Here is a 23,514-nt window from a genome sequence, read left to right on the forward strand (position 1 = left end):
GTGTTCAGCGTGACCGTGCGGGACCACATGATGATCGCCCACAGTTTCCGAGGCGAGGTGTTCGGGCCCGCCCAACGCCTGCACGGCGCGACGTTCGTGGTGGACGCGACGTTCCGCCGGCCCGACCTGGACGCCGACGGGATCGTGGTGGACATCGGCCTGGCCACCGAGCAACTGCGGGCCGTGCTGGGCGAGCTGACCTACCGCAACCTCGACGACGAGGCGGCCTTCGCCGGGGTGAACACCACCACGGAGGTGCTGGCCCGGACGGTCGCGGACCGACTGGTCGAGCGGGTGCACGCCGGTGAGCTGGGCGCGGGGGCCCGCGACCTGACCGGCATCACTGTCACCCTGCACGAGTCGCACATCGCCTGGGCGAGCTACGAGCGGTCGTTGTGACCGATGCGGGCCGGGCGGTGCACGTCGTCCTGCCCGGTGACATCGACGACCCGGCCACACCCAGCGGCGGCAACTCCTACGACCGCCGGGTCTGCGCGGGGTTGGGCGAGCGCGGCTGGTCGGTCCACGAGCATCCGGTGCCCGGCACGTGGCCGCACCCCGACCCGGCCGACCGGGCGACGCTGGGCGGGGTGCTCGCCGCCGCGCCCGACGACGCCGTGGTGCTCATCGACGGCCTGATCGCCTCGACCGTGCCCGACCTGCTCGCCCCGCACGCCCGTCGGCTGCGCCTGGTGGTCCTGGTGCACCTGCCGCTGGACGACGAGGCGGAGGCACGCGCGCTGGCCACCGCCCGGGCCGTCGTCACCACCAGCGAGTGGACCCGCCGCGCCCTGCTGGCCCGTCACCCCACGCTCGCCGGCCGGGTCCGGGCCGCGCCGCCCGGGGTGCGGCCCGCGCCGACCGCGGGCGGCTCGGCGACCGGCGACCGGTTGCTCTGCGTCGCGGCGGTCACCCACCACAAGGGGTACGACGTGCTGGTCGACGCCTTGGCCACGCTTGTCGGCCGGTCCTGGACGATGGTCTGTGCGGGCACGCTGGCCCGGGAACCGGACCTGGTGCACCGGCTGCGCGACCGGTTGACCGGGGCGGGCCTCACCGAGCGGGTACGGCTGGTCGGCCCGCTGACCGGCGCGGCGTTGGACGACGCGTACGCCGCCGCCGACCTGTTGGTGCTGCCGTCCAGAGGCGAGACGTACGGCATGGTCGTCACCGAGGCGCTGGCCCGCGGCCTGCCGGTGGTGACCACCGACGTGGGCGGGTTGCCGGAGACGCTCGGTCACGCGCCCGACGGTGACCGCCCAGGACTGCTGGTCCCGCCCGGTGACCCGGCGGCGCTGGCCGCCGCGCTGCTCCGCTGGCTGGACGACGACGCGCTACGCGCCCGGCTGCGGCGTGCCGCTCTCGCCCGGCGCGACACCCTGACCGACTGGCCGGTGACCACCGCGCTGCTGGCCGGCGTGCTGAAGGAGGTGGCGGGATGACCGCCGAGGAGACTTTGCCGTTCGCGGACTGGCTGCGGTTGCGTGAGCCGGCCGACGCGGCGGCGCGCGCCGAGGACCTGCTCGACGCCGTCCGGGCCCGGCTGACCGGGCACACCCCGACGGTGATCCACGACCTGGGCAGCGGCACCGGCTCGATGAGTCGTTGGCTGGCCACCCGACTGCCCGGAGCACAGCACTGGGTGCTGCACGACCGGGACGCCGACCTGCTGGCCCGTGCCGCCGAGGGCATGAGCGGGGTGACCGCCGCCGACGGCGCCCCGGTCACCGTCCAGACCCGCTGCGGTGACCTCACCCGGCTGACCGCCGCCGATCTCGCCGACGCTTCCCTGGTCACCGCGTCCGCGCTGCTGGACATGCTCACCGCCGAGGAGATCGAACGGGTGGTGGCCGCCTGCGTCGGCCGGCCCGCCCTGTTCGCCGTCTCGGTGACCGGGCGGGTCCGGTTCACCCCGGCCGACCCGCTGGACGAGGCGGTCGAAGCCGCGTTCAACGACCACCAGCGGCGTACCGTCGAGGGCCGGCGTCTGCTCGGCCCGGATGCCGCCGCCGCCACCGCCGCCGCGTTCGCCCGACGCGGCGTCGACGTGCGGGAACGGCCCAGCCCGTGGCGTCTCGGCCCGGAGCAGGCCGACCTGGCCGCCGAGTGGTTCCGGGGGTGGCTCGGGGCGGCCTGCGAACAGCGCCCCGACCTGGCCGGCCCCGCCCAGGCGTACGCCCGACGTCGGTTGGCCGACGCGGCGGCCGGCCGACTCACCGTGCTGGTCGAACACAGTGACCTCCTCGCCGGTGGATGAACCGTTCACGCCCTGGGTACGTGCACTAGGGCAAGTGGACGATCTTCAAGGGGAGGGCCGGCGCCGATGTTCTGGGCCTGGGCACGAGTGGTCGGCGGGGTGGGTCTGCTCGCCGTCCTGCTGTGGCAGGTGGGCAGCGGCCCGTTCCTCGCCGGAGTACGACTGATCGACGCGCCGGCGTTGGCAGCGGCGCTGGTCATCGGGGTGCTCACCACGGTCTGCGCGGCGTGGCGGTGGAGCCTGGTCGCCGGGGGCCTCGGCGTCCGCCTGCCACTGGCGACCGCCGTGGCGCACTGCTACCGGGCCGTGTTCCTCAACGCCACCCTGCCCGGCGGCGTGCTCGGCGACGTGCACCGGGCGGTACGCCACGGCCGCGACGCCGGTGACGTCAGCCGCGGCATCCGCGCGGTGGTCTGGGAGCGTACCGCCGGGCAGGTGGTCCTGCTCGGAGTCGCGCTGGTGGTGCTCGCGGCCTTCCCGTCCCCGGTGCGGCCGTACCTGCCGGTCGCCGCCGCGCTGCTCGTCGCCGGCGGGCTGGCCGCCGTGCTGCTGGCCCGGCTCCTTCCCAACGGCGGTGGCTCGCGCTGGGCGACGGCACTGCGTACCGCCGTGGCGGACGTGCGCTCGGGGCTGCTGGCGCGGCGCACCTGGTTCGGTGTCCTTGTCGCCTCGGCCGTGATGGTCGCCGGTCACCTGGCCACCTTCCTGGTGGCGGCGCGTACCGCCGGATCGGACGCCCCGCTGTCCCGACTGCTGCCCTTGACGCTGCTCGCCCTGCTCGCCATGGGCCTGCCGTTGAACGTGGCCGGCTTCGGACCGCGCGAGGGGGTGGCGGCGTGGGTGTTCGGCGCGGCCGGCCTCAGCGCGGCCGAGGGCGTCGCCACCGCCACCGTCTACGGCGCTCTGGTGTTGGTGGCCAGCCTGCCCGGGGCCGCCGTGCTGCTCGCCCGCCGGCGTCGAATTCCGGTCGCCGCCCGGGAAGCCGCCTCCGGCGGCGACTGTTGAGTCGGTTGTGAGACGGTACGCGTCACCGGAGGATGGTGACGCCGGACAAAGGAGTCCCATGCCCGAAGCATTGCCGGTTGCCACGATCCGCACGCAGGTCACGGTGCCGCTGGCGTTCCCGGACGGCTACACCACGACCGCCCGGGTGTTCACCTTCAAGGGCCTGGTGGACGGTCGGGAGCACCTGGCCCTCGGCCTCGGCGACTGGGCGGGCGCCCTGGACCGGCTCGCCGCCGGGGGAGAAGCCCCGCTGGTCCGTCCGCACAGCGAGTGCCTGACCGGCGACGTGTTCGGCAGCCAACGCTGCGACTGCGGGCCGCAACTGCGTGAGGCGGTGCAGCGGATCGCCGAGACCGGCGGTTTTCTGCTCTACCTCCGACAGGAGGGCCGTGGCATCGGCCTGTACGCCAAACTCGACGCGTACGCGTTGCAGGACGCCGGGTTGGACACCTACGAGGCCAACGTGGCGCTGGGCCGGGGCGAGGACGAGCGGGACTACACCGCCGCGGCGCAGATGCTGGCCACGTTGGGCGTGCCGCGGGTCCGACTGCTGAGCAGCAACCCGGACAAGGCCGAGCAGTTGACCCGGCTGGGCGTGGACGTGGCCGAACGGGTGCTCACCAGCGTCTTCCTCTCCCCGGCCAACGCCGACTACCTGGCGGCCAAGGCGGCCAAGGCCGCGGAGGTCGAGGCAGCCGAGGCGGCGGACGCGCTGGCGGGTCGTCCTTCTGAGCGGCCCCGATGAGTTCGCGGCCGGAGCCGACGCGGCCGTACGTGCTGCTGAGTTGTGCCACCTCCATCGACGGGTACATCGACGACGCCTCCGAGCAGCGGTTGCTGCTGTCCAACGAGGAGGACCTGGACCGCGTCGACGCGGTCCGGGCCAGCTGTGACGCCATCCTGGTCGGCGCCGGCACCGTCCGACGTGACGACCCCCGGCTGCTGGTGCGCTCCCCGGGTCGCCGGGACGAGCGGGTGGCGGCCGGCCGGCCCGCCTCGCCCACCAAGGTCACCCTGACCGCCCGGGGTGACCTCGACCCCACCGCCCGCTTCTTCACCGCCGGTGATCCGGCCCGGCTCGTCTACTGCGCCACGGGCGCGCGGGAGAAGACCCAGGAACGGGTCGGCCGACTGGCCACCGTCATCGACGCGGGTGAGCCGGTCGACCCGGCCTGGGTGCTGACCGACCTGGCCGCGCGGGGCGTACAGCGGTTGATGGTGGAGGGCGGCGGGACCGTGCACGCCCAGTTCCTCGCCGCCGGTCTCGCCGACGAACTGCACCTGGTGGTCGCCCCGTTCTTCGTCGGCGACGGCCGGGCGCCCCGGTTCGTCGGTGAGGGGCGCTTCCCCTGGCACCCAGGTCGCCGCGCCCGCCTGGCCGAGGCCCGCCAGATCGGCGACGTGGTCCTGCTCCGCTACGCCCTCTCCACCCGCTGCCCCACCAACCCGCCCACCCGCCCTGGAGGCCTGGGAGGTGGGGGTTAATTTGTGGACGGTGGGCGTGGGTTCCGGGAGGATTCCCGGATGTCTGTAGCGCCCCTGGCCCTTTTGCGCTGGCAGTTCGACCTGGCGTGGTCGCTGTTCGAGTACCACCTGGAGCGACTCGATCCCGCTGACTTCCTCTGGGAGCCGGCCACCCACTGCTGGACGGTGCGGCAGAGCGCGGATGGCACCTGGACCCCGGACTGGGCCGACACCGAGCCCGACCCGGTTCCGGCGCCGACGATCGGCTGGCTCACCTGGCACGTCGGCTGGTGGTGGACCGTGACGATGGACCATCTCCGGGGTGGATCGGCGCGGCAACGCACGGCCGTCGCCTGGCCGGGCGCGGGCGAGCCGAGTGTCGCCTGGCTGCGTGGCCTGCGCACCGAATGGCTGGGTCTCCTCGACCAGCTCAGCGACAGCGACCTCGACCGCATCGCGACGTTCCCCTGGCCCGACGGAACCGACCACACCGTCACGCACACGATCGGTTGGGTCAACGCCGAGCTGATGAAGAACGTCGCGGAGATCGGTCAGCTCCGGCTGCTCCGCGCGGCACGGACCGATCGGGACGGCCCGGCCGCTCGACCGTAGGCCGACGCCGAGGAGGCGTTGACCGGGGCCGCCGACAGGACGAGGTGCAGTACTTTCGTCCCACCGAGTGCCGTGACGAAACTGGAGGCGGCGTGCTCAGTGTCCGGTGTGTCGAGTGCGAGGCGGAGCTACCCGTCGGGGCCGCCCGGGGGCGCCCGCGCCGCTACTGCTCTCGGCGCTGCCAGGCCCGCGCGTACCGCAGGCGTCGCGAGCACGGCCCCACCAGCGCCCCGCGTCGGGTGCGGGACCTGCCCGCGCCCACCGGCGGCGATCCGCGCCACCGGCTGGTCGCCCTCGCGGTCGAACTGGCGGACGCCGGCGGCCTGGACGCGGTCTCCATGCGGGTCCTCGCCCAACGTGCCGGCATGCCCGCCCACGCCGTGTACCGGCACGTCCGGAACCGGGCCGACCTCCTCGCCGCGATGGCCGAGCAGATCACCGCCACCCGCACGCCCGACACCGCACCACCCCCGCGTGACCCGCGCCAACGGCTCGAACGGCTGGCCGGGGACGAGTGGACGATGTACCGCCGCCATCCCTGGCTGCTGGCCGTCCTCGCCACCGACCGGCCGCCGACCGGGCCGGCGGTACTCGCCATGGTCGACCGGGTCGTGGCGGCGTTCACCACCGCCGGGTACGATCCGGCCGAGGCGTTCCGCGCCTACCTGGCGCTCAGCGGCTACGTCCAGGGCATGGCCCTGCTCATCCGGGGTGACCCGGCCGACACCACCTACCACGCCTGGTGGTCGGCGACCCTCAGCCGGCTGGAGCGGACCGGCCGGACCCGGGAGCGACCCTGGCTGGCCGCGGCCGGGCAGACCCGACCCGACACCGACCTCGACACCTGGTTCCAGTTCGGCCTGCGCGGGCTGCTCGACGGGCTGTTGCGCAGCCCTGCTCGGTAGGGTGGCCGACGTGCCGCGACTGGTGAGGATCACTCAAGACAATGTGGAAGCCGCGTGCCGGGTGAGCGTCCGACCCGACCAGGAAAAGTTCTCGTCTCCGGTCGCCTGGTCCCTCGCCGAGGCGTACGCGCAGCCCGAGGTCGCGTGGCCGCGTCTGATCGTCGAGGGTGACGAGATCGTCGGCTTCCTGATGGGCTTCTTCGACATCGTGTGGAATCCGGCCCAACCGGACGACAGGCGCTCGGGGCTGTGGCGGCTGAACATCGCCGCCGCGCACCAGGGCCGTGGGTACGGCCGCTTCGCCGTACAGGCCGTCCGCGACGAGGCCCGCCGACGGGGGCACGACCGCGTCTACACGACGTGGGACCCGGGGCCGGACGGCCCGGAGCAGTTCTACCTGAAACTCGGGTTCCAACTGACCGGGGAGACCAGCGGCGACGAGGTGGTGGGCGTCCACTCCACCCACTGACCGGGCGCCACCGACCACCCCGGACCGAGTGATCAGCGGTGCGGCGGGGCCTGCGTACGATGCGGGGTCGAGTTCCCCTCGTCGCGGCGGAGGTATCGGGCAATGGCAGGCCAGCACGAGGGTTTCGCGCTCGGCGTCGACCTCGGTACGTCCAACACGGTCGCGGTGCTGCGCTGGCCGGACGGGCGGACCCGTCCGCTGCTGATGGACGGTCAACCGCTCAGTCCGTCCGCCGTCTACGCCGACCCGGACGGCACACTGCACACCGGCTGGGACGCCCGACGGTTGGCGCAGGCCGACCCGGCCCGGTTCGAGGCGAACCCGAAGCGTCGGGTGGACGAGCCGACCGTCCGGCTCGGCGACCGCGCGTACCCGCCGGCCGACCTGCTCGCCGCGGTGCTGGCGGCGGTCGCGCGGGCCGCGGTGGGCGCGGTCGGTTTCCTGCCCCCGGCCGTGGTCACCTGCCCGGCCGCCTGGGACGCGACGCGGCGGCAGGTCCTCGCCGACGCGCTGCTGCGGGCGGGCTGGCCGCAGGCGGCCGAGCACACCCTCGCCGGGCCGACGCCGCCGGGCACCCGGCTGCTGCGGGAGCCGGTGGCCGCCGCCCGCTACTACACGCAGGTGCTGCACCGTCCGGTGCCGGTCGGCGGGGCGATCGCGGTGTTCGACTTCGGTGGCGGGACGCTCGACGTCGCGGTGCTGCGCAACGAGGGAGCGGACCCGTGGGGTGACTCTGGCTTCAGCGTGGTCGCCGACGGTGGCCTGCCCGACCTGGGCGGCCTGGACCTCGACGCCGCGCTGGTGCGGCGGGTCGGCGAGTTGGTCGGCGAGCGGCACGCCGCGCAGTGGGCCCGACTCACCCGGCCGGCGGATCCGGCGCAGCGCCGCGACCAGGTCCGGCTCTGGGACGAGGTACGTGGTGCGAAGGAGACCCTGTCCCGGTCCGCGGTCGCCCCGGTCGCGGTGCCGGGAGTGGCCGAGACGATCCAGCTGACCCGGGCGGACGTCGAGCGGGTGGCCACGCCGCTGCTGCGTCGGGCGGTGCAGCGGGCCCGGGAGGTCATCGCCGCCGCCGGTCTCAGCCCCGATCAGCTCGACGGGCTGTTCCTCGTGGGCGGGTCGTCACGGATTCCGCTGGTGGCCCGCATGCTGCACGCCGAGCTGGGGATCGCGCCGACGGTGCTGGACCAGCCCGAGTTGCCGGTGGCCGAGGGCGCCCTGACCGACCTGCCGCTGCGCAAGCCGCTACCCGCCCCGGCGTACGCGGGAGCGCCGCTCGCACCACCCGCGCCGGCTCCGGTGAGCCCGTCCGCCCCGGCCGGAGCCCCCGCGCCGGTCGTACCGTCGCAGCCCTGGCCGGGATCCACCCCGCCGGCGGGTCCTCCCCCCGGGCCGGGCCTGGCCGGCGCCACCCCGACTCCGCCGGGCGGCGCGACCCGCTGGCGGCGGGCGCGCTGGGTCGTGCTCGGCGCGGTGCTGGCCCTGGCCGGGGTGGCCACCGCGGCGACGCTCTACCTGACCCGGGACCGCTACCCGGATCTGGAGTTCTCCTCGCTGCGCGAGCTGTCCCGCCTGTCGGCCGGCGCCGAACGGCCGGCCGACATGTGGACGGCGGTGCTCGACGACCGGGCCTATCTGGCGTTTCCGCTCCCGGACGACCGGCTGGAGGTGGTGGCCGTCGACGCCAGCACCGGCGACCAGCTGTGGCGCAAGCCCACCGACGTGCGGGCCGACGACTGGGAGGCGGTCATCGCCGTCCCCGGGGGCGTCGCGGTCCTCGCCGACGCGCCGGGCGACAGCACTCCTCGACCGCTGGCCGTCCTCGACGGGCGTACCGGCGAGCAGCGTTGGCAGCGCGTGCTCCGCGCCGACGACGACGTGTACTTCGCCGACGACACGGCGGTGCTGGTGGACCGGGCCGCCGACGAGCTGGTCGGCCTGCGCCTGACCGACGGCTCGGCGAGGTGGACGCAGCCCAACCCCCGCGACCGGTTCGCCGGTGGCCGTACCGTGGTCCGGGCGGTCGGCACCGACGCGGCGGCGGGCGGACCGGCCTTCCTTGACGGCACGCCCCGCGACCCGTGGACGGGCAAGGGGCGGCGACTCGTCCAGGTGGGCGCGGACCGGTCGGTGCGACTGCTCGACATGACATCCGGCGCGGTCCTGCGCCAGTGGGGCAGCGTCGCCGACCTCGACGACCTGGTAATAGCCCACGAGGACCGCCTGTACGTGGCCGCCAACGAGGGTGGATACCAGCTGCTCGCGTACGACCTGGGTTCCGACGCCGAGCCGGTGGTGCTGCACCGGTCCGGGAACGACGAGTACCGCCCGCGGGAGCTGGTGGCCTGCGGTACGCGACGGGCGTGCCTGTTGCAGGTGCCGGACAATGACGTAGCGCGCACCGAGGTGGTGGCGGCCACCGAGGGTGAGCGCGTGGTCAGCTGGTCGGCGCCGGGGGTGACCGGCCTGGTCCCGTTGGGTGAGCAGGTGCTCGCCCAGCGGGAGTCCCCGGAGCCGACCGTCACCGTCTTCGACGCCGCCGGCAAGCCGGTGCTACGGGACCGGGGCGGGGTGGCGGTCCGCCTGGACGCGGGCAACCTGCTGGTCTTCGCGAAGGCCCCCAGCGTGGTCGCGGACAACCGGGTGCTGGCCGGGGTGTGGGCCGAGTCCGGGGAGGTCGACGAGTTGGGTGAGCTGAAGGATGTGCGCAGCTCATCCTGCTCGTGGAACACCCGCGTGATCGCCTGTGGCGCGGACAAGGACTTCGTGCTGTACCGCTTCACCGACGACTGACGTGAACGGCCCACGGGTTGGCTCGTACGATGCTCCGGTGAATCTTCGAGGTACGGTCCGCGCCGATCGTCCGTTGGTGGTTCTTGCGGTGGGGGAGGAGGCCCGTTACCTGCCGCCCGAGCTGCCGGTCCTGCTCACCGGCATGGGCAAGGTGAACGCCGCCGCCGCGGTGGCCGCGGTGCTGGCCGCCGGGCCGCGCCCCGCCCTGGTGCTCAACCTGGGTACGGCGGGTGCGTTGCGCCCCGGGTTGGCCGGCATCCACGAGGTGGCCACCGTGCTCCAGCACGACCTGGACACCGACCTGCTGCGCACGCTCACCGGCGAGACCTACGGGGCGCCGCTGTCGCTGGCCGCCGAGGGCGCGGTGCTGGCCACCGGTGACACCTTCGTGGCCGACGACGCGGAGCGGGACCGGTTGGCGCAGCGCGCCGACCTGGTCGACATGGAGGGGTACGCGGTGGCCTGGGCCGCCGCGCAGGCCGGCGTGCCGTGCCGGCTGGTCAAGCAGGTCAGCGACGAGGCGGGCGACGGCGCGGCCCGGACCTGGCAGGAGTCGGTGGACGCCTGCGCCCGGGACCTCGCCGAGTGGGCCGCTCGACACCTCGCCTGACCGTCGAGGGGTCATCCGGCGGGCGGTCGCGGTTCGAGCCCTCGCCTGGTTTCCCGGCCGCCGCTGGGGACCAGGACGTGCACGGCCAGCCCGAGGGCCACGACCGCGGTGACCAGCACCGGTGGCCAGCCGCCGGCCCAGGGCAGCAGCAGCAGGGGGAGCAGTTGCGACGCCAATCGCCCCCACGGCACGCGGGCGGACAGCAGATAGGTGAACAGTGCCCGGCCGAGCACGAACACCAGCGGTCCGCCGATGATCAGCATCAGCCACCGCACCGGTGTCGTTCCGGTCGGCCGGTCGACGACAAGGTCGAAGGAGGCCGCCGTGACGAGCACGCCGACCAGGAGCACCAGATGGGTGTACGGAGCGATCCGGGTGGACCGGCCGGGCATTGACTCGGCCGCGGTTTCGAGCAACTCGCCGGCCCGATAGACGTAGATCTGCCACAGCAGCAGCATGATGGCGAACGCGCAGAGCAGGGCGGTGATTCTGAGGCGGTCGAAGTTGCTGCGGCTGAGCTCCAGGGTGGGCACCAGGATGATGTCGCCGAGGGCCAGGATGACGAACTGTTGGTACCGCTCGCCCAGGTGCCCGGTGGTCCGGTCGTACTGGTCGAGAGGCACCCGGCCGAGCCACGGTGTGGGGTAGCGCGCCGCCGCGGAGATCAGGTCGATGGCGATCGCGGCGGTCCAGAGCCACCAGCGCGCGGTGAAGGCCATCGCTCCGACGATCCAGAGGACGCCGGACACCAGGAACCAGAACAGGAACCGGCTGGCTCGCGCCATGGCCGCGCGGTGCTGCTGCCGGTACAACGTGGTGACCAGGACGATGCCGCGCACCACGTGGGTGCCGACGTAGGCGAGCGCGAAGGCCAAGGACTGCCCTCCGGTGACCATCGGCAGCGATGCCGCCATTCCCACCGATCCGACCATGGCGATCATCAGGATGGCCTGGATGGGACGCTGCTGCGGGTCGTAGAACTCGGTCGTGGTGGTGGTGACCGACCAGGTCCACCAGATCGCGACCAGCATCAGCGCCACCGCCGCGCTGCGGGCCCAGGACTCCTGGTCGGCGAGGAGCTTCGAGGTCTGCGCGAGCGCGGCCACGAAGACCACGTCGAAGAGCAGCTCCAGCAGCGTCGCCCGGGTCGACCCGTCCAGTCGGCGTACCAGCGCCGCGCCGCCTCCGGTGGTCATGCCCGGCCTCCCGCCGTGTCTCCGAGGATTATCGGCGGTGCCGGCGCGGCCCGTCCCCGGATCGACGATTCCCGCCGGTCGGGGAAGGGCAGCCGGTGGTTGGCACGGCGAGCGCCGTGACGGGGGAGGTCACTCGTCGGGTTGCCGCAACCGCAGGCCCGGCGTGGTCTCCCGGGCCGCTCCGGGAAACATGATGTGACCGGCCAACCCGAGCGCCACGATCGTGGCCACCAGCACCGGCGGCCAGCCGCCGGCCCACGGCAGCACCAGCAGCGGCAGGAGCTGCCAGGCAACTCGCCGCCACGGCATGACCCACGACACCGCCATGGTGAAGATGACGCGGCCAAGCACGAACAGCGTCGGGCCGGTGATGATCAGCACGAGCCACGGCACCGGCGTCGTTCCGGTCGGCCTGGTGACGATCAGGTCGAAGGTGGCGGCGGTGCCGGCCACGCCGGCCAGCATGACCAGATGGGTGAACGGGGCCAGCCGCGTTGCCCGGCTCCCGTGGGACCCGGCCGCCACCAACAACTCGCCGGCGCGGAAGACATAGATCTGCCAGAGCAGCAGCATGGTGGCAAAGGCACAGAGCAGGGCGGCGAGCCGGAGATGGTCGAGATGGCCCCGGCTGACCTGCAGCGTCGGCAACAGGATGATGTCGCCGAGGGCCAGGATGATGAACTGTTGGTACCGCTCGCCCAGGTGCTCGGTGGTCCGCCCGTACTGGGCGAGCGGTATCTGGCCCAGCCGGGGCGTGGGGTAGCGGGCCGCCGCGGCGAACAGGTCGATCGTTATGGCGATCGTCCAGAGCCCCCAGTTCGGTGTCTTCGACAGCGCGCCGGTGACCCAGAAGACGCCGGACACCGTGAACCAGAAGAGAAACCGGGTGGCCCGCTCCCTGATCGTCCGGTGCCCCTGCCGGTGCAAGGCGGTGACCAGGATGATGCAGCGACTCACATGCGTGCCGACGTACGAGATCACGAAGAGCAGCAGGTGCCAGATGCTGACCATCGGCAGGGATGCCGCCATCCCCACCGACCCGACCATGGCGATCATCAGGATGACCTGGATCGGGCGTTGCTCCGGGTCGTAGAACTCGGTCGTGGTCGTGGTGACCGACCATGTCCACCAGACGGCGGTCAGCATCAGCAGCAGCTTGGCGCCACCGGACCAGGAGAGCTCTTCGGACAACAGTTTCGATGTCAGTGCGAGGGCGGCCACGAAGACCACGTCGAAGAGCAACTCCAGCAGCGTGGCCCGGGTCGACCCCTCCAGCCGGCGTACCAGCGCCGCATTCCCTTTGGTGGTCATGCCTGGCCTCCCGCCGCGTCTCCCGAGGAATTATCGGCGGCCCCGAGACGGGCCGTCCCCGGATCGGTGATTCCCGCTGGTCGGGGAAGAGGGCGGTCGGAGGTTGCCACGGCGACGGGCGCCGGGCGATGCTTGACTGCATCCATCAATCTCGATCTCTTCGGAGGTTCGGATGCGCCGCTCCCCGCTGGCCGCCCTCGTCCTGACCGTCCTGCTTCTCGTCGCGCCCGGCGCGGCGCAGGCCGCCGTCCCCGACCGGGCCGCCGCGCCCGCCGCCGACCCGGCGGCCCTGCTGACCGGGGTACGCACCGCGGGCGCCGCCTGGGGTCTCGACCCCGCCACCGGCCGGATGACCCTCACCGTCGACGACACCGTGGCTCCCAGCGAACTGACCGCACTGCGGGCGGTGGCCGACCGGGCCGGCGTGCTGCTGCGCCGCGAACCCGGCACGCTGCGTCCCCTGATCGCCGGCGGGCAGGCCATCTACGGCGGCGGCGCGCGCTGCTCGCTCGGCGCGAACGCGCGCAGCGGCAGCACCTACTACGTGATCACCGCCGGGCACTGCACCACCGCCGCCGCCACCTGGTACGCCGACAGCGCCCAGACCACCGTGCTCGGCACCCGTACCGCCACCAGCTACCCCACCAACGACTACGGACTGATCCGCTACACCGGTCGGATCGCCCATCCGAGCGCGGTCTACACCTACCCCGGCCTGCTGACCATCAACGGCCCCGGCACCGCGTACATCGGTCAGGCCGTGTGCCGCAGCGGCAGCACCACCGGGGTGCGCTGCGGCACGGTCACCGGTCTCAACCAGACCGTCAACTACTCCACCGGCGTGATCTACGGCCTGATCCGCACCAACATCTGCGCCGAGCCGGGGGACAGCGGCGGACCGCTCTACGTGGCCTCCACCGGCACCATCCTCGGCATCCTCTCCGGCGGCACCGGCAACTGCACCGCCGGCGGCACCACCTACTACCAGCCGATCGCCGAGGTGCTGGCCGCGTACGGGCTGACGTTGCCCTGAGCGTCGACGCGCGACGGGTTGCCCGTCCCGCGCGGGAGACCTAGGCTCGGCGACGCCCAGCACCCCCAGCCGCGAGGACGTGTGCCCGATGCCGACCGACCCCCGACCCGACCAGGCGAGCGTCCCGGCCGGTCTTCCGTCGGTCGAGGTGGCCGCGGTGGGGGAGACGATGGTGGTGCTCTGCCCCGCGCCGGGTGAGCCGTTGGAGCACGCCGAGCGGGTCGCGGTGTCGGTCGGTGGCGCCGAGTCCAACGTGGCCGGTTACCTGGCCCGCCTGGGACACCGGACGAGCTGGGTGAGCCGGGTCGGCGACGACCCCTTCGGTCGGGCCGTCATCCGACACGTCGCCGCCGCCGGCGTCCGCGTCGACCAGGTGTGCGTGGACCCGGCCGCCCCCACCGGCCTGTACGTCAAGGACCCGGGCCCGGAGGGGACCGCCGTGCACTACTACCGGGCCGGGTCGGCGGCCGCCCGGATGGACCCCTCCACGCTGGCCGACCCGGCGCTGGCCGGTGCCCGGGTGCTGCACCTGTCCGGGATCACCCCGGCGCTCTCCGCCTCCTGCCGGGCGCTTGTCGAGCACGCGGTGACCGACCGACCGCTGGCCGGGTCGCTGGTCAGCTTCGACGTCAACCACCGGGCCCGGCTGTGGTCCGCCGAGCAGGCCGCGCCGGTGCTGCGCGACCTCGCCAACCGCTGCGACCTCGTCTTCGTCGGGCAGGACGAGGCGGAAACCCTCTGGGGCGTCACCGACCCGGCGGCCGTACGCGAGCTGCTGCCCGCCCCGGAGACAGTGGTGGTCAAGGACGGCGCGGTGGGCGCCACCGCACTGGTCCGCGACGCCGAGCCGGTCTTCGTGCCCGCTCCCCGGGTGACGGTGGTGGAGCCGGTCGGCGCCGGCGACGCCTTCGCCGCCGGCTACCTGGCCGGGCTGCTCCGCGGCCTCGACCCCGTGCGGCGGTTGCGCCTCGGTCACCTCGTCGCGGCGCAGGCCCTGACCAGCAGCGGCGACAACGCCCCGGTGCCGCCGTGGGCCTGGTTCGAGAAGCTCATCGACGCCCCCGCCGACGCCTGGTCGCCGCTCGACCTGACCGGCCCGGGGGCGACGACCTGAGTCGGGCCGGCGGCCCGCAGCAACAGTTTCACCGCGACCCTGGATGGAGTGCACAATGACCACACCGGACTTCGACCACATCTTCGGCGGCGCCCGGGTGATGGCGATCCTGCGCGGCCTGCCGGTCGCCGAGACCGTTCGGCTCGCCGAGCGTGCCTGGGACCTCGGCATCGACGTGGTGGAGGTTCCGGTGGCCACCGCCGACGCGGTGCCGGCGCTGCGGGCCGCCGTCGAGGCGGGGGCCGAGCGCGACCGGATCGTCGGCGCCGGCACCGTGCTCGACGTCGACCAGGTCGCCGTGGCGGCCGACGCGGGCGCCCGGTTCACCGTCGCGCCCGGTCTGGACCTCGCGGTCGCCGACGCCGCCGCCGCGCGTGGCCTGCCGCACCTGCCCGGTGTGGCCACCCCCACCGAGGCCCAGCAGGCACTGCGGCACGGTCTCACCTGGCTCAAAGCGTTCCCCGCCATCTCCCTCGGGCCGGCCTGGTTCAAGGCCGTGGCCGGCCCGCTGCCACAGTTGCGCTTCGTTGCCACCGGTGGCCTCGACGCCAGCAACGCGGAAGCGTTCCTACAAGCAGGAGTACGTGTCGTAGCAGTCGGCTCCGCCCTCTCCGACCCCACCCAACTAGACGCCCTCGCCAAGCTAACCCGCTCCTCCCTCTAACCCGCCCCGCCCCCGCCCCGCCCCCGACCCACCGCGTCGATCTTGCACTTTCGGTCGCCGATGCGTCCTGATTCACCACTTTGGTCGCGACACCAAGTGCAAGATCGGCGCGAGAGGTGGGGCGAGAGGTGGGGCGGGTGGGGTGGGGCGAGGGTGGAGCACGGGTGGCGGGGTTGCGCCATGGCGTAAGTGCGTCGGGGTGCGGTGCGCGGTTGGGGTGGGCTCTGCGTCGATGCTGTGGTGCGTACCACTTCTCGACACAAAGAGGTCATCGTGACTCTGTCTCACCGGCGCCGCCGATCCGGGCTGATCGCCCTCGGCGCCGCCCTCACCCTGGCGGCCGGGTTCACCCCACCCGGCGTGGGAGCGGCCGCCGCCCCGCCGAGCAACCCCGACCGCCCGGCGGGCCAACCCCCGGCCGCCGCCGGACGCGCGTCCACCGTCACCCTGATCACCGGTGACACGGTCACGGTCACCACCGCGGCGGACGGCAGCACGGTGTCGACCGTGCGCCGGCCGGACGGCAGCACCCCGAGCTTCCACCGCACCGTGCGCGACGGCGACACCTACGTCTACCCGGACGCCGCGCTGTCCTATGTCACCAGCGGGGTGCTGGACCGGCAACTGTTCAACGTCACCGACCTCATCGCCGACGGCTACGACGACGCGCACACCGACGCGCTGCCGCTGATCGTCACGATGACCGACGCGGCGGCCCGCAACCGCACCCGCCCCGCCGTGGACGGCGCCGAGCTGGTCCGATCGTTGGACAGTGTGCAGGGCGCGGCGCTGACCCGTCAGCGCGCCACCGCCGAGCGGTTCTGGACCGCGCTCACCGCCGGCTCCAGCAGGCGTACCGGTGACGCCCCGACCCTGGCCAACGGCATCGCGAAGGTCTGGTTGGACGGCCGGGTGCACGCCGACCTGGCCGAGTCCACCGCGCAGATCGGCGCGCCCACGCTGTGGGCCGAGGGCAACACCGCCACCGGTGTCGACGTCGCGGTCCTCGACTCCGGGGCGGACGCCGAACACCCGGACCTCGTCGGCCAGATCGCCGAGTCCAGCAGCTTCGTGCCCGAAGAGCCCGACATCCTGGACTACAAGGGCCACGGCACGCACGTGGCCTCGACGATCGCCGGCACCGGCGCCGCGTCCGGTGGCGCCGAGCGGGGCGTCGCCCCCGGCACGCGGCTGCACATCGGCAAGGTGCTCAACAGCGAGGGCAGCGGACAGGACTCGTGGATCATCGCCGGCATGGAGTGGGCGGCCCGCGAGCAGAAGGCCCGGGTGGTCAGCATGAGCCTGGGCGGTGAGGCCACCGACGGCAGCGACCCGATGAGCCAGGCGGTCGACCGACTCAGCGCCGAGACCGGCGCCCTCTTCGTGATCGCCGCCGGCAACAGCGGCCCGGCCACCATCGGCAGCCCGGGCGCCGCCAACTCCGCGCTCACCGTGGGTGCCGTCGACAACACCGACCACCTCGCCGACTTCTCCAGCCAGGGCCCGCGCGCCGGCGACGGCGGGCTCAAGCCCGAGATCACCGCCCCCGGCGTGGACATCCTGGCGGCCCGCTCGCACCTCGTGCGGGGCGGCTCCGGGGACTACACGCTGATGAGCGGCACCTCGATGGCCACCCCGCATGTGGCCGGCACGGCCGCCCTGGTCGCCGCCGCGCATCCGGACTGGACCGGTCAGCGGATCAAGGAGGCGCTGGTCAGCACGGTCAAGGCCACCCCCGAGTACACCCCGTACCAGGCGGGTGCGGGCCGGGTCGACGCGGTCGCCGCCGCGCACGCCACCGTCTTCGCCACCCCGAGCGCCTACTCCGGCTTCCAGGCGTGGCCGCAGCAGCCGGGCATGACCGTCGACCGTACGGTCACCTACACCAACGTCGGCAGCGCGCCGGTCGCCCTGAAGCTGGCCCTCGACGTGGCCACCGCGCCGGCCGGTCTGTTCGCGCTCTCCGCCGACCGGGTCACCGTGCCGGCGGGCGGCACCGCCACCGTGACGGTGACCGCCGCGTACGACAAGCTGCCGGTGGAGAAGCAGGTCAGCGGCATGGTCGTCGCCACCGACGACGCCGGTGCGGTGCGCGGTCGCACCCTGATCGGCGCCGGCAAGGAGGGCCAGCGGCAGAACCTGACGCTTGTCGCCAAGGACCGGGACGGCAAGCCGCTCGTCGGCAAGGTCATCCTCACCACCGACACCCTGTTCACCGCCGTGGACCTGCCCGAGAGCGGCACGGCCACGCTGCGGCTGCCGGTGGCGAGCTGGAACGGTTGGATCTCCGCCGACGTGCGTGGCGCGCACGGGCCGCACTCCAAGGGCATGGCGATGCTCAGCTTCACCGACGTCAACCTTGACCGGGACCGCACCGTCACCCTGGACGCGCGGGCCGCCCGACAGGTGCAGGCCCGGGTGCCGCAGGAGGCCACCGCCAGCGCGCTGCGGATGGACATCCACCGGTCCACGAAGAACGGTCTCACCGAGAGTCAGGTGCTGCCCGACGACTCGTACGACAGCATGTGGGCGTTGCCGACGAGCCGTCCGGTGACCGACGGCGAGTTCGAGTTCGGTGCCCGGTGGCGGCTGGAGCAGCCGGCCCTGACCGTCTCGGCGGGCGGTCGCTCGTACGACGATCTGCTGGTGAAGCGGGCGACCCCGGCGCTGCCGGCCGGTCGTCAAGAGCTGGACGCGGTCTACGTCGCCGACGCGTCGGCGGCGGGGCTGGCCAAGCGGCCGGTCCGGGACCGGGCCGTGGTGGTGCGGCGCAGTGACAGCGTGGACATCGCCACCCAGGCGCAGGCCGCCGCGGCGGCCGGGGCGAAGCTGCTGCTCGTGGTCAACGACGGCGTCGGTCGGCTCCAGCCCTGGGACGAGGCGCCGTGGAGCCCGGAGAGCCCGGCCCCGGTGACCGTGGCCACGCTCGGCGCCGACGAGGGTGGGCAGCTCATCACCGCGCTGGAGCGCGGCGCGGTGCGGCTCACCGTCGAGTCGCACCCGGAGACCACCTACCTGTACGACGTGGCGCACCACTGGACCGGCACGGTGCCGGCCGACCCCACCTACCGGCCCACGGAGCGGCAGTTGGCCCGGGTCGACGTGGAGTTCCGCAACTACCGGCAGGGCAAGGCGCTGGAGTTCCGCACCGACGTCTGGCGCGGCTGGGCGTCGAGCAACCAGGAACCGGCACCGGCGCAGGGCCGGCGCACCGACTGGGTGAGCGCCGACCAGCGGTGGATCGACGACGCGTTCATCGCCGGCGAGACCGGTCAGCACGTGCAGGCGGTGACCACGTACCCGGCCGGGAAGCCGAGCGCGGTCACCTGGTTCGGGCCGATCCAGCGGCCCCGGATGGGCGGCAGCTACGTGCCGGTCCGCTACCTCGACACCGTCTACCTGCCGGCGCCCGGGTGGGGCGACGGGGGCGGCCACATCGGTGAGGCGTACGCCAACTTCGACATGGTCAACCGGACCACCCTCTACCAGGGTGACAAGGAGCTGAACTGGGGTAACGCCGAGTACCTCCAGGTCTCCGGGCTGGCGGCGCAGCGACTGCCGTACCGGCTGGTGGTGGAGAACGACCGGGCCGCCTGGACCAACCCGTACTCCCGGCAGACCCGCACCGAGTGGGGCTTCCACTCGGCGGTCACCGGCGAGGAGTCGGCCGAGGTGCTGCCGATGATCCAGCTGGACTACCAACTGGCCATCGACTCCACCGGCAGGGCGTCGCGGCGGGCACCGCTGACCGTGGTCGCCTCCCACCTGCCCGATGTCACGGGCACGATCGGCGCGGTGACCGTCGAGGTGTCCTACGACGACGGGGCGACCTGGCAGAAGCAGCGGTTGACCCGGCACGGCGACGGCTGGCGTACCTCGCTGGCCGCACCGGCGAAGGCCGGCTTCGTGAGCCTGCGCACCACCGCGCGGGACACCGCCGGCAACACCGTGAGCCAGAGCATCACCCGGGCGTTCGGCCTGCGCTGACGCCACGGTGGCCGGCCGCCGCTCGGGGTTCCTCGTGGACCCCGGCGGCGGCCGGTGCCGTCAGTGGAGTTCCTCGACGAGGCGGTCCCAGTCCGTCACGACCGGGAGCAACTCACCGGCCAGCCAGGCGGGGCTCTGGTCGTCGTGGTGCGGGTCGCCGGGTACGCCGCAGGCGCCCAGCGGGACCACCCAGCGGCTGTCCGCGCGGTGGGCCAGGTCCCAGACGAAGCGCGCCGCCGGCCCCCGGAAGCACCAGTGGGTGACCCCGGGCACGCTGGAGGTGGCCAACACGCAGTCGTGGTCACCGTCGAGCCGGGGGCCGGGCCCGTCGTCCGGGCCGGGCAGGGCCCGCCACGGCGCCAGCCGGTGCAGGTCCCCCCAGGACACCTGCCCGGCCGCCGCGTCGGCGACCTCCTCGGCCGCCGCGCCTACCAGCGCGGTAATGTCCACACCGGGCAGCGGGGTCGCGCCGAGCAGGTGCTCCAGCGCGTGACCGACGCGCGGCGTCAGCGCCAACCAGGGCGCGAACACCTCGGGGTACGCGGGCAGCTCGGCGAGCGCGGCCAGCGTCGGGTGGGCGGCGATCCGGCGTACGACAGCCGCCCGCAGGAAGGCGTAGGCCGCCGCGTCCGTGCTGTCGGCGGCCATCCGGCGATCCCAGCGCAGCAGCCGTTCGCGCAGCGCGGCGGCGGGCGGGCCGAGCCCCGTCGACTCGGCGAGGACCGCCAGCAGCGGACCGGCCGCCCCCAGGTAGGTGTCGGTGTGCACCGTGGCCATCCCGTCGGCCGTCCAGGCCGAACCGGCGTCGAGCAGCTCGGCGATGCGGTGCGCCCGGTGCGGTGGGGCGAACTCCACCCCGAGCGGCGCCGCCAGCCCGCGCTCGTTGGCCATCACCGCCCGACCGACCACCTCGGCGCGGGGCATCGGCGCGTACCAGCCCTGCCAGGCGTGCGCGGCGTCCCACCCGGGGACCACCCGCCGGCCGTTGTCCACGTGCCGTACCGGCACCGCCCCGGCGACCCGGTGCAGCAGCCCTCCGGCGGTGTCCGCCGCCTGCACCACGTTGACCGGCTCCACCCAGTGCCGCAGCGCGTGGTCCACCTCGGCCACGGTACGGGCGCGCAGCAGCTCCGGCAGCGTCGCGAAACCGAGGTCACCCCGGACCCGGGGCGGGTAGCGCAGGCTGATGGCCGTCTCGTCGTCCGGCCCACCGGCGATCACCGGACCACGGTCGGTCTCCACCACCTCGACCTCGACCGGGTCGGCCCCGGCCACCTCGATCGTCTCGACGTGGCGGTGCGCCGGACGCCAGCCGTCCGGGCCGAGCGCCTGCACCCGGGTGCCGTCGCGGCGCAGCCGCTCCGCGTACACGTCCTGGTAGTCGGCCATCGCATTGGTGATCGCCCAGGCCACCCCGCCGGTGTGCCCGAAGTGCGCGATGCCCGGCACGCCCGGCACCGCCAGCCCGACCACGTCGTACTCCGGGCAGGCCAGCCGGATCTGCTGGTAGACGCCGGGATCCTCGATGAACCGGTGCGGGTCGCCGGCGAGCAGCGCGGCCCCGGTACCGGTGCGTTCGGCGGCGAGCAGCCACCCATTGCTGCCGGCCACGGCCGGCCCGTCGGTGGCGAACAGGTCGACCGCGTCCGGCCCGAGCCGCTGCGCCACGTGCTCGCGCCAGAGCTTGCCGGGGAACCCCGCGAACAGGATGTGGTGGCCCAACCAGACCGCGAGCGGTGTCCACGGCTCCCACCGGCCCGGCCGCAGCCCGGTGGCGGCGAACTCCGGCGACCGGGCCGCCCCGGCGGCGAGACCGGCGTTGACGCCGTCCACGTAGGCGCCCACCCACTCGGCGGTCGCCGGGTCCAGCGCCGCGTGGCAGCGGCGTGCGGTGTCGTCGAGCCGGACCTGCCGGACGAACCGGTCCCAGCCGAGCGCGTCGGGGCCGAGGAACGCCGCGCTGGTGCCCCGAGCCCGGTGCCGTTCCACCTCGATCTGCCAGGCCCGGTCGTACGCGGTCACCCGGCCCTGCGCCGCCGCCAGCGCGAGCGGGTCGTCGGCCCGCAGGTGCGGCACCCCCCACGGGTCACGGAAACGCCGGGCCGGGTTCTGCCCACCGGTGCGCTCGCTGCTGTGCTTGCTGGTTCGCTCGCTGCGCTCGCTCACGCCGGCTCCGGGGCCAGGGTGGTGGCGCGGCGGCGGGCCGCCGGGACCACCAGCGGGGTGCCCGTCTCCGGGTCGTCGATCACCCGGCAGGGCAGCCCGAACACCTCCGCCACCAGGTCGGCGGTGACCACCGACGCCGGATCCCCGGCGGCCACCACGCGTCCGTCGCGCATGGCGATCAGGTGGGTGGCGTAGCGGGCTGCGTGGTTCAGGTCGTGCAGCACCGCGACAAGCGTGCGGCCCTGCTCCTCGTGCAGCCGGGCGCAGAGGTCCAGGATCTCGATCTGGTGGGCGATGTCGAGGTACGTGGTCGGCTCGTCGAGCAGCAGCAGGGGCGTCTGCTGGGCAAGTGCCATGGCGATCCAGACCCGCTGCCGCTGCCCGCCGGACAGCTCGTCCACCGCCCGGTCGGCGAGGTCGTCCACCCCGGTCGCGACCATCGACTCCTCGACCACCCGTTCGTCCTCGCGCGACCACTGCCGCAGCAACCCCTGGTGGGGGTAGCGACCCCGGGCGACCAGTTCGGCGACGCTGATGCCGTCCGGCGCGATCGACGACTGCGGCAGCAGGCCGAGCGTACGGGCCACCTTGCGGGCCGGCAGGTCGTGAATGTCCCGTCCGTCCAGCAGCACCGCACCGGCGCTGGGGCGCAGCATCCGGGACAGTGCCCGCAGCAGCGTCGACTTGCCGCACGCGTTCGGGCCGATGATCACGGTGAAGGACCGGTCGGGCACCGCCACGGTCAGGTTCTCGGCGATGGTGCGCTGGTCGTAGGCGAGGGTCAGCGCGGTGCCGCCCAACCGGGAGTCGCCGGGTCGCATGGGTGCTCCTTCGAAGGCGTCAGGGGTGTTCACAGCCGGCCCGCCCGACGTTCCATCGCCAGCAGCCAGACCAGGTAACCGCCACCGATCACGCCGGTCACCACGCCGACCGGGAGTTGGTGCCCGGCGAACGCGCGCTGCGCCAGCAGGTCGGCCCCGACCAGCAGCGCCGCGCCGACGGCCATCGACGGCAGCAGGTTCGGGCCCGGTGCCCGGGTCAGTCGTTTCGCCACGTGCGGGGCGACGAGCGCCACGAAGGACACCGGCCCGGCGGCGGCCGCCGCGAACGAGACCAGCAACACGGCGGCGGCGAGCAGCACCAGGCGCAGCCGGCGTACCGGCACGCCCAGGGCGCTGGCCGCGTCGTCGCCCAACTCCATCATCCGCAGCGCCGGGGCGCAGCCGACGAGCACCAGCGGCGCCAGCACGACAAGGACCGCGAGCAGTGGCCCGGCGTTGGCCCAGCCCCGCCCGTCCAGGCTGCCGGTGAGCCAGAGCACCGCGCGGGCGGCGTCCATCAGGGGCGCCCGGGTCAGCAGGTAACCGTTGACGCCGGTCAGGATCGCGGCCACCCCGATGCCGACCAGGATGAGCCGGTAACCGTGCACCCCGCGCCGCCAGGCGAGCGCGTAGATCACCAGGCCGGTGCCGAGCCCACCGAGGACCGCCGCGCCGGCCAACGCCAGGCTGCTGCCGCCGAGGACGACCACCACCAGCGCCCCGGTCGACGCGCCCTGGGTGAAGCCCAGGATGTCCGGGCTGCCCAGCGGGTTGTGGACCAGCGACTGGAACACCGTGCCGGCGAGAGCCAGCGCCGCACCGACCAGTAAGGCGGTGACCAGCCGGGGCAGACGCAGGTCGAACACGATGAACTGCTCCGCCACACTGCCGCCGCCGGTCAGCGTGCGCAGCACGTCCGCCAGCCCCATCGGGTAGTCACCACTGCCCAGGGCCACCAGGCCGAACCCGGCCGCGAGCAACGCCGCGCCGGCCCCGACGCCCAACGCCCGGGGCCGGAACCGCAGCGACAAACCCCCAGGTGTACGAATGACAGTCACGCCATCGCTCCGCTTCGCTCCGCGCCGGCGCGACGCCTCACAACACTGA

At 73.9% G+C, this 23,514-nt stretch carries 20 protein-coding genes; 15 read left to right on the forward strand and 5 right to left on the reverse strand.

What is annotated here, in order from left to right:
* From ACFYL6_RS01720 to ACFYL6_RS01770, 11 genes are all read left to right on the forward strand, one after another.
* On the forward strand, positions 1 to 399 hold the full coding sequence (locus tag ACFYL6_RS01720; RefSeq protein WP_196926417.1) for a 6-carboxytetrahydropterin synthase: 399 nt from the start codon (positions 1 to 3) through the stop codon (positions 397 to 399).
* Positions 396 to 1,442, forward strand: coding sequence for a glycosyltransferase family 4 protein (locus ACFYL6_RS01725; protein WP_387166100.1), 1,047 nt, complete (start codon positions 396 to 398; stop codon positions 1,440 to 1,442). The genes ACFYL6_RS01720 and ACFYL6_RS01725 overlap by 4 nt, the downstream gene beginning before the upstream one ends.
* Entirely contained in the window at positions 1,439 to 2,257 is an 819-nt protein-coding gene (locus ACFYL6_RS01730; protein ID WP_387166102.1) for a class I SAM-dependent methyltransferase, read from the forward strand. Before ACFYL6_RS01725 ends, ACFYL6_RS01730 begins: the two co-directional genes overlap by 4 nt.
* A 66-nt stretch (positions 2,258 to 2,323) precedes the next feature.
* Positions 2,324 to 3,262, forward strand: a complete 939-nt coding sequence (locus tag ACFYL6_RS01735) for a YbhN family protein (RefSeq protein WP_387166104.1) — start codon at positions 2,324 to 2,326, stop codon at positions 3,260 to 3,262.
* Between the two features lie 58 nt (positions 3,263 to 3,320).
* Entirely contained in the window at positions 3,321 to 4,007 is a 687-nt protein-coding gene (ribA, locus tag ACFYL6_RS01740; protein WP_387166106.1) for a GTP cyclohydrolase II, read from the forward strand.
* Complete coding sequence (locus ACFYL6_RS01745; protein WP_387166108.1) at positions 4,004 to 4,747, forward strand: RibD family protein; 744 nt, start codon at positions 4,004 to 4,006, stop codon at positions 4,745 to 4,747. The genes ribA and ACFYL6_RS01745 overlap by 4 nt, the downstream gene beginning before the upstream one ends.
* A 39-nt stretch (positions 4,748 to 4,786) precedes the next feature.
* Positions 4,787 to 5,338 carry a DinB family protein gene (locus ACFYL6_RS01750; RefSeq protein ID WP_387166110.1) on the forward strand — a complete coding sequence of 184 codons (552 nt, stop codon included), beginning with the start codon at positions 4,787 to 4,789 and terminating at the stop codon, positions 5,336 to 5,338.
* Positions 5,339 to 5,430: 92 nt separating this feature from the next.
* Positions 5,431 to 6,243: a TetR/AcrR family transcriptional regulator gene (locus tag ACFYL6_RS01755; RefSeq protein WP_387166112.1), complete on the forward strand. Its 813-nt coding sequence runs from the start codon at positions 5,431 to 5,433 to the stop codon at positions 6,241 to 6,243.
* Positions 6,244 to 6,253: 10 nt separating this feature from the next.
* On the forward strand, positions 6,254 to 6,712 hold the full coding sequence (locus tag ACFYL6_RS01760) for a GNAT family N-acetyltransferase (protein WP_387166114.1): 459 nt from the start codon (positions 6,254 to 6,256) through the stop codon (positions 6,710 to 6,712).
* Positions 6,713 to 6,814: 102 nt separating this feature from the next.
* Entirely contained in the window at positions 6,815 to 9,505 is a 2,691-nt protein-coding gene (locus ACFYL6_RS01765; protein WP_387166116.1) for an Hsp70 family protein, read from the forward strand.
* A gap of 37 nt (positions 9,506 to 9,542) precedes the next feature.
* On the forward strand, positions 9,543 to 10,115 hold the full coding sequence (locus ACFYL6_RS01770; RefSeq protein ID WP_387166118.1) for a nucleosidase: 573 nt from the start codon (positions 9,543 to 9,545) through the stop codon (positions 10,113 to 10,115).
* Between the two features lie 11 nt (positions 10,116 to 10,126).
* Here ACFYL6_RS01770 and ACFYL6_RS01775 read toward each other — a convergent pair whose 3' ends face one another.
* Complete coding sequence (locus tag ACFYL6_RS01775) at positions 10,127 to 11,311, reverse strand: low temperature requirement protein A (protein ID WP_387166120.1); 1,185 nt, start codon at positions 11,309 to 11,311, stop codon at positions 10,127 to 10,129.
* Positions 11,312 to 11,440: 129 nt separating this feature from the next.
* Complete coding sequence (locus tag ACFYL6_RS01780) at positions 11,441 to 12,622, reverse strand: low temperature requirement protein A (RefSeq protein WP_387166122.1); 1,182 nt, start codon at positions 12,620 to 12,622, stop codon at positions 11,441 to 11,443.
* 172 nt (positions 12,623 to 12,794) lie between these two features.
* Between ACFYL6_RS01780 and ACFYL6_RS01785 the strand changes: the two genes are divergently transcribed.
* The 4 genes from ACFYL6_RS01785 to ACFYL6_RS01800 all read left to right on the forward strand — a co-directional run bounded on the left by ACFYL6_RS01785 (position 12,795) and on the right by ACFYL6_RS01800 (position 19,420).
* On the forward strand, positions 12,795 to 13,655 hold the full coding sequence (locus ACFYL6_RS01785; RefSeq protein ID WP_387166124.1) for a S1 family peptidase: 861 nt from the start codon (positions 12,795 to 12,797) through the stop codon (positions 13,653 to 13,655).
* A gap of 88 nt (positions 13,656 to 13,743) precedes the next feature.
* Positions 13,744 to 14,769, forward strand: coding sequence for a sugar kinase (locus ACFYL6_RS01790; protein WP_387166126.1), 1,026 nt, complete (start codon positions 13,744 to 13,746; stop codon positions 14,767 to 14,769).
* Between the two features lie 55 nt (positions 14,770 to 14,824).
* Positions 14,825 to 15,433 carry a bifunctional 4-hydroxy-2-oxoglutarate aldolase/2-dehydro-3-deoxy-phosphogluconate aldolase gene (locus tag ACFYL6_RS01795; protein ID WP_387166128.1) on the forward strand — a complete coding sequence of 203 codons (609 nt, stop codon included), beginning with the start codon at positions 14,825 to 14,827 and terminating at the stop codon, positions 15,431 to 15,433.
* Between the two features lie 273 nt (positions 15,434 to 15,706).
* Positions 15,707 to 19,420 (forward strand): S8 family serine peptidase, encoded by a 3,714-nt coding sequence (locus ACFYL6_RS01800; RefSeq protein WP_387166130.1) that lies wholly within the window; start codon positions 15,707 to 15,709, stop codon positions 19,418 to 19,420.
* A gap of 60 nt (positions 19,421 to 19,480) precedes the next feature.
* Here ACFYL6_RS01800 and ACFYL6_RS01805 read toward each other — a convergent pair whose 3' ends face one another.
* The 3 genes from ACFYL6_RS01805 to ACFYL6_RS01815 are packed head-to-tail and all read right to left on the reverse strand — an operon-like array spanning position 19,481 to position 23,465.
* Positions 19,481 to 21,586, reverse strand: coding sequence for a penicillin acylase family protein (locus tag ACFYL6_RS01805; RefSeq protein WP_387166132.1), 2,106 nt, complete (start codon positions 21,584 to 21,586; stop codon positions 19,481 to 19,483).
* Positions 21,583 to 22,407 (reverse strand): ABC transporter ATP-binding protein, encoded by an 825-nt coding sequence (locus ACFYL6_RS01810; protein ID WP_387166134.1) that lies wholly within the window; start codon positions 22,405 to 22,407, stop codon positions 21,583 to 21,585. Before ACFYL6_RS01810 ends, ACFYL6_RS01805 begins: the two co-directional genes overlap by 4 nt.
* Positions 22,408 to 22,436: 29 nt before the next feature.
* A complete protein-coding gene (locus ACFYL6_RS01815; RefSeq protein ID WP_387166136.1) occupies positions 22,437 to 23,465 on the reverse strand; it encodes a FecCD family ABC transporter permease in 1,029 nt (342 codons plus the stop codon).
* Positions 23,466 to 23,514 lie beyond the last annotated feature (49 nt).

It is taken from the genome of Micromonospora sp. NPDC007208, from assembly GCF_042869175.1.
GTDB classification, from domain to species: Bacteria; Actinomycetota; Actinomycetes; order Mycobacteriales; family Micromonosporaceae; genus Micromonospora; species Micromonospora foliorum.

Excerpts from the sequence above, each read along its gene's own strand:
- ACFYL6_RS01730 (WP_387166102.1), top strand. The coding sequence starts at position 1,439 with ATGACCGCCGAGGAGACTTTGCCGTTCGCGGACTGGCTGCGGTTGCGT.
- ACFYL6_RS01735 (WP_387166104.1), top strand. The coding sequence starts at position 2,324 with ATGTTCTGGGCCTGGGCACGAGTGGTCGGCGGGGTGGGTCTGCTCGCC.
- ribA (WP_387166106.1), top strand. The coding sequence starts at position 3,321 with ATGCCCGAAGCATTGCCGGTTGCCACGATCCGCACGCAGGTCACGGTG.
- ACFYL6_RS01745 (WP_387166108.1), top strand. The coding sequence starts at position 4,004 with ATGAGTTCGCGGCCGGAGCCGACGCGGCCGTACGTGCTGCTGAGTTGT.
- ACFYL6_RS01750 (WP_387166110.1), top strand. The coding sequence starts at position 4,787 with ATGTCTGTAGCGCCCCTGGCCCTTTTGCGCTGGCAGTTCGACCTGGCG.
- ACFYL6_RS01765 (WP_387166116.1), top strand. The coding sequence starts at position 6,815 with ATGGCAGGCCAGCACGAGGGTTTCGCGCTCGGCGTCGACCTCGGTACG.
- ACFYL6_RS01775 (WP_387166120.1), bottom strand. The coding sequence starts at position 11,311 with ATGACCACCGGAGGCGGCGCGGCGCTGGTACGCCGACTGGACGGGTCG.
- ACFYL6_RS01780 (WP_387166122.1), bottom strand. The coding sequence starts at position 12,622 with ATGACCACCAAAGGGAATGCGGCGCTGGTACGCCGGCTGGAGGGGTCG.
- ACFYL6_RS01785 (WP_387166124.1), top strand. The coding sequence starts at position 12,795 with ATGCGCCGCTCCCCGCTGGCCGCCCTCGTCCTGACCGTCCTGCTTCTC.
- ACFYL6_RS01790 (WP_387166126.1), top strand. The coding sequence starts at position 13,744 with ATGCCGACCGACCCCCGACCCGACCAGGCGAGCGTCCCGGCCGGTCTT.
- ACFYL6_RS01795 (WP_387166128.1), top strand. The coding sequence starts at position 14,825 with ATGACCACACCGGACTTCGACCACATCTTCGGCGGCGCCCGGGTGATG.
- ACFYL6_RS01810 (WP_387166134.1), bottom strand. The coding sequence starts at position 22,407 with ATGCGACCCGGCGACTCCCGGTTGGGCGGCACCGCGCTGACCCTCGCC.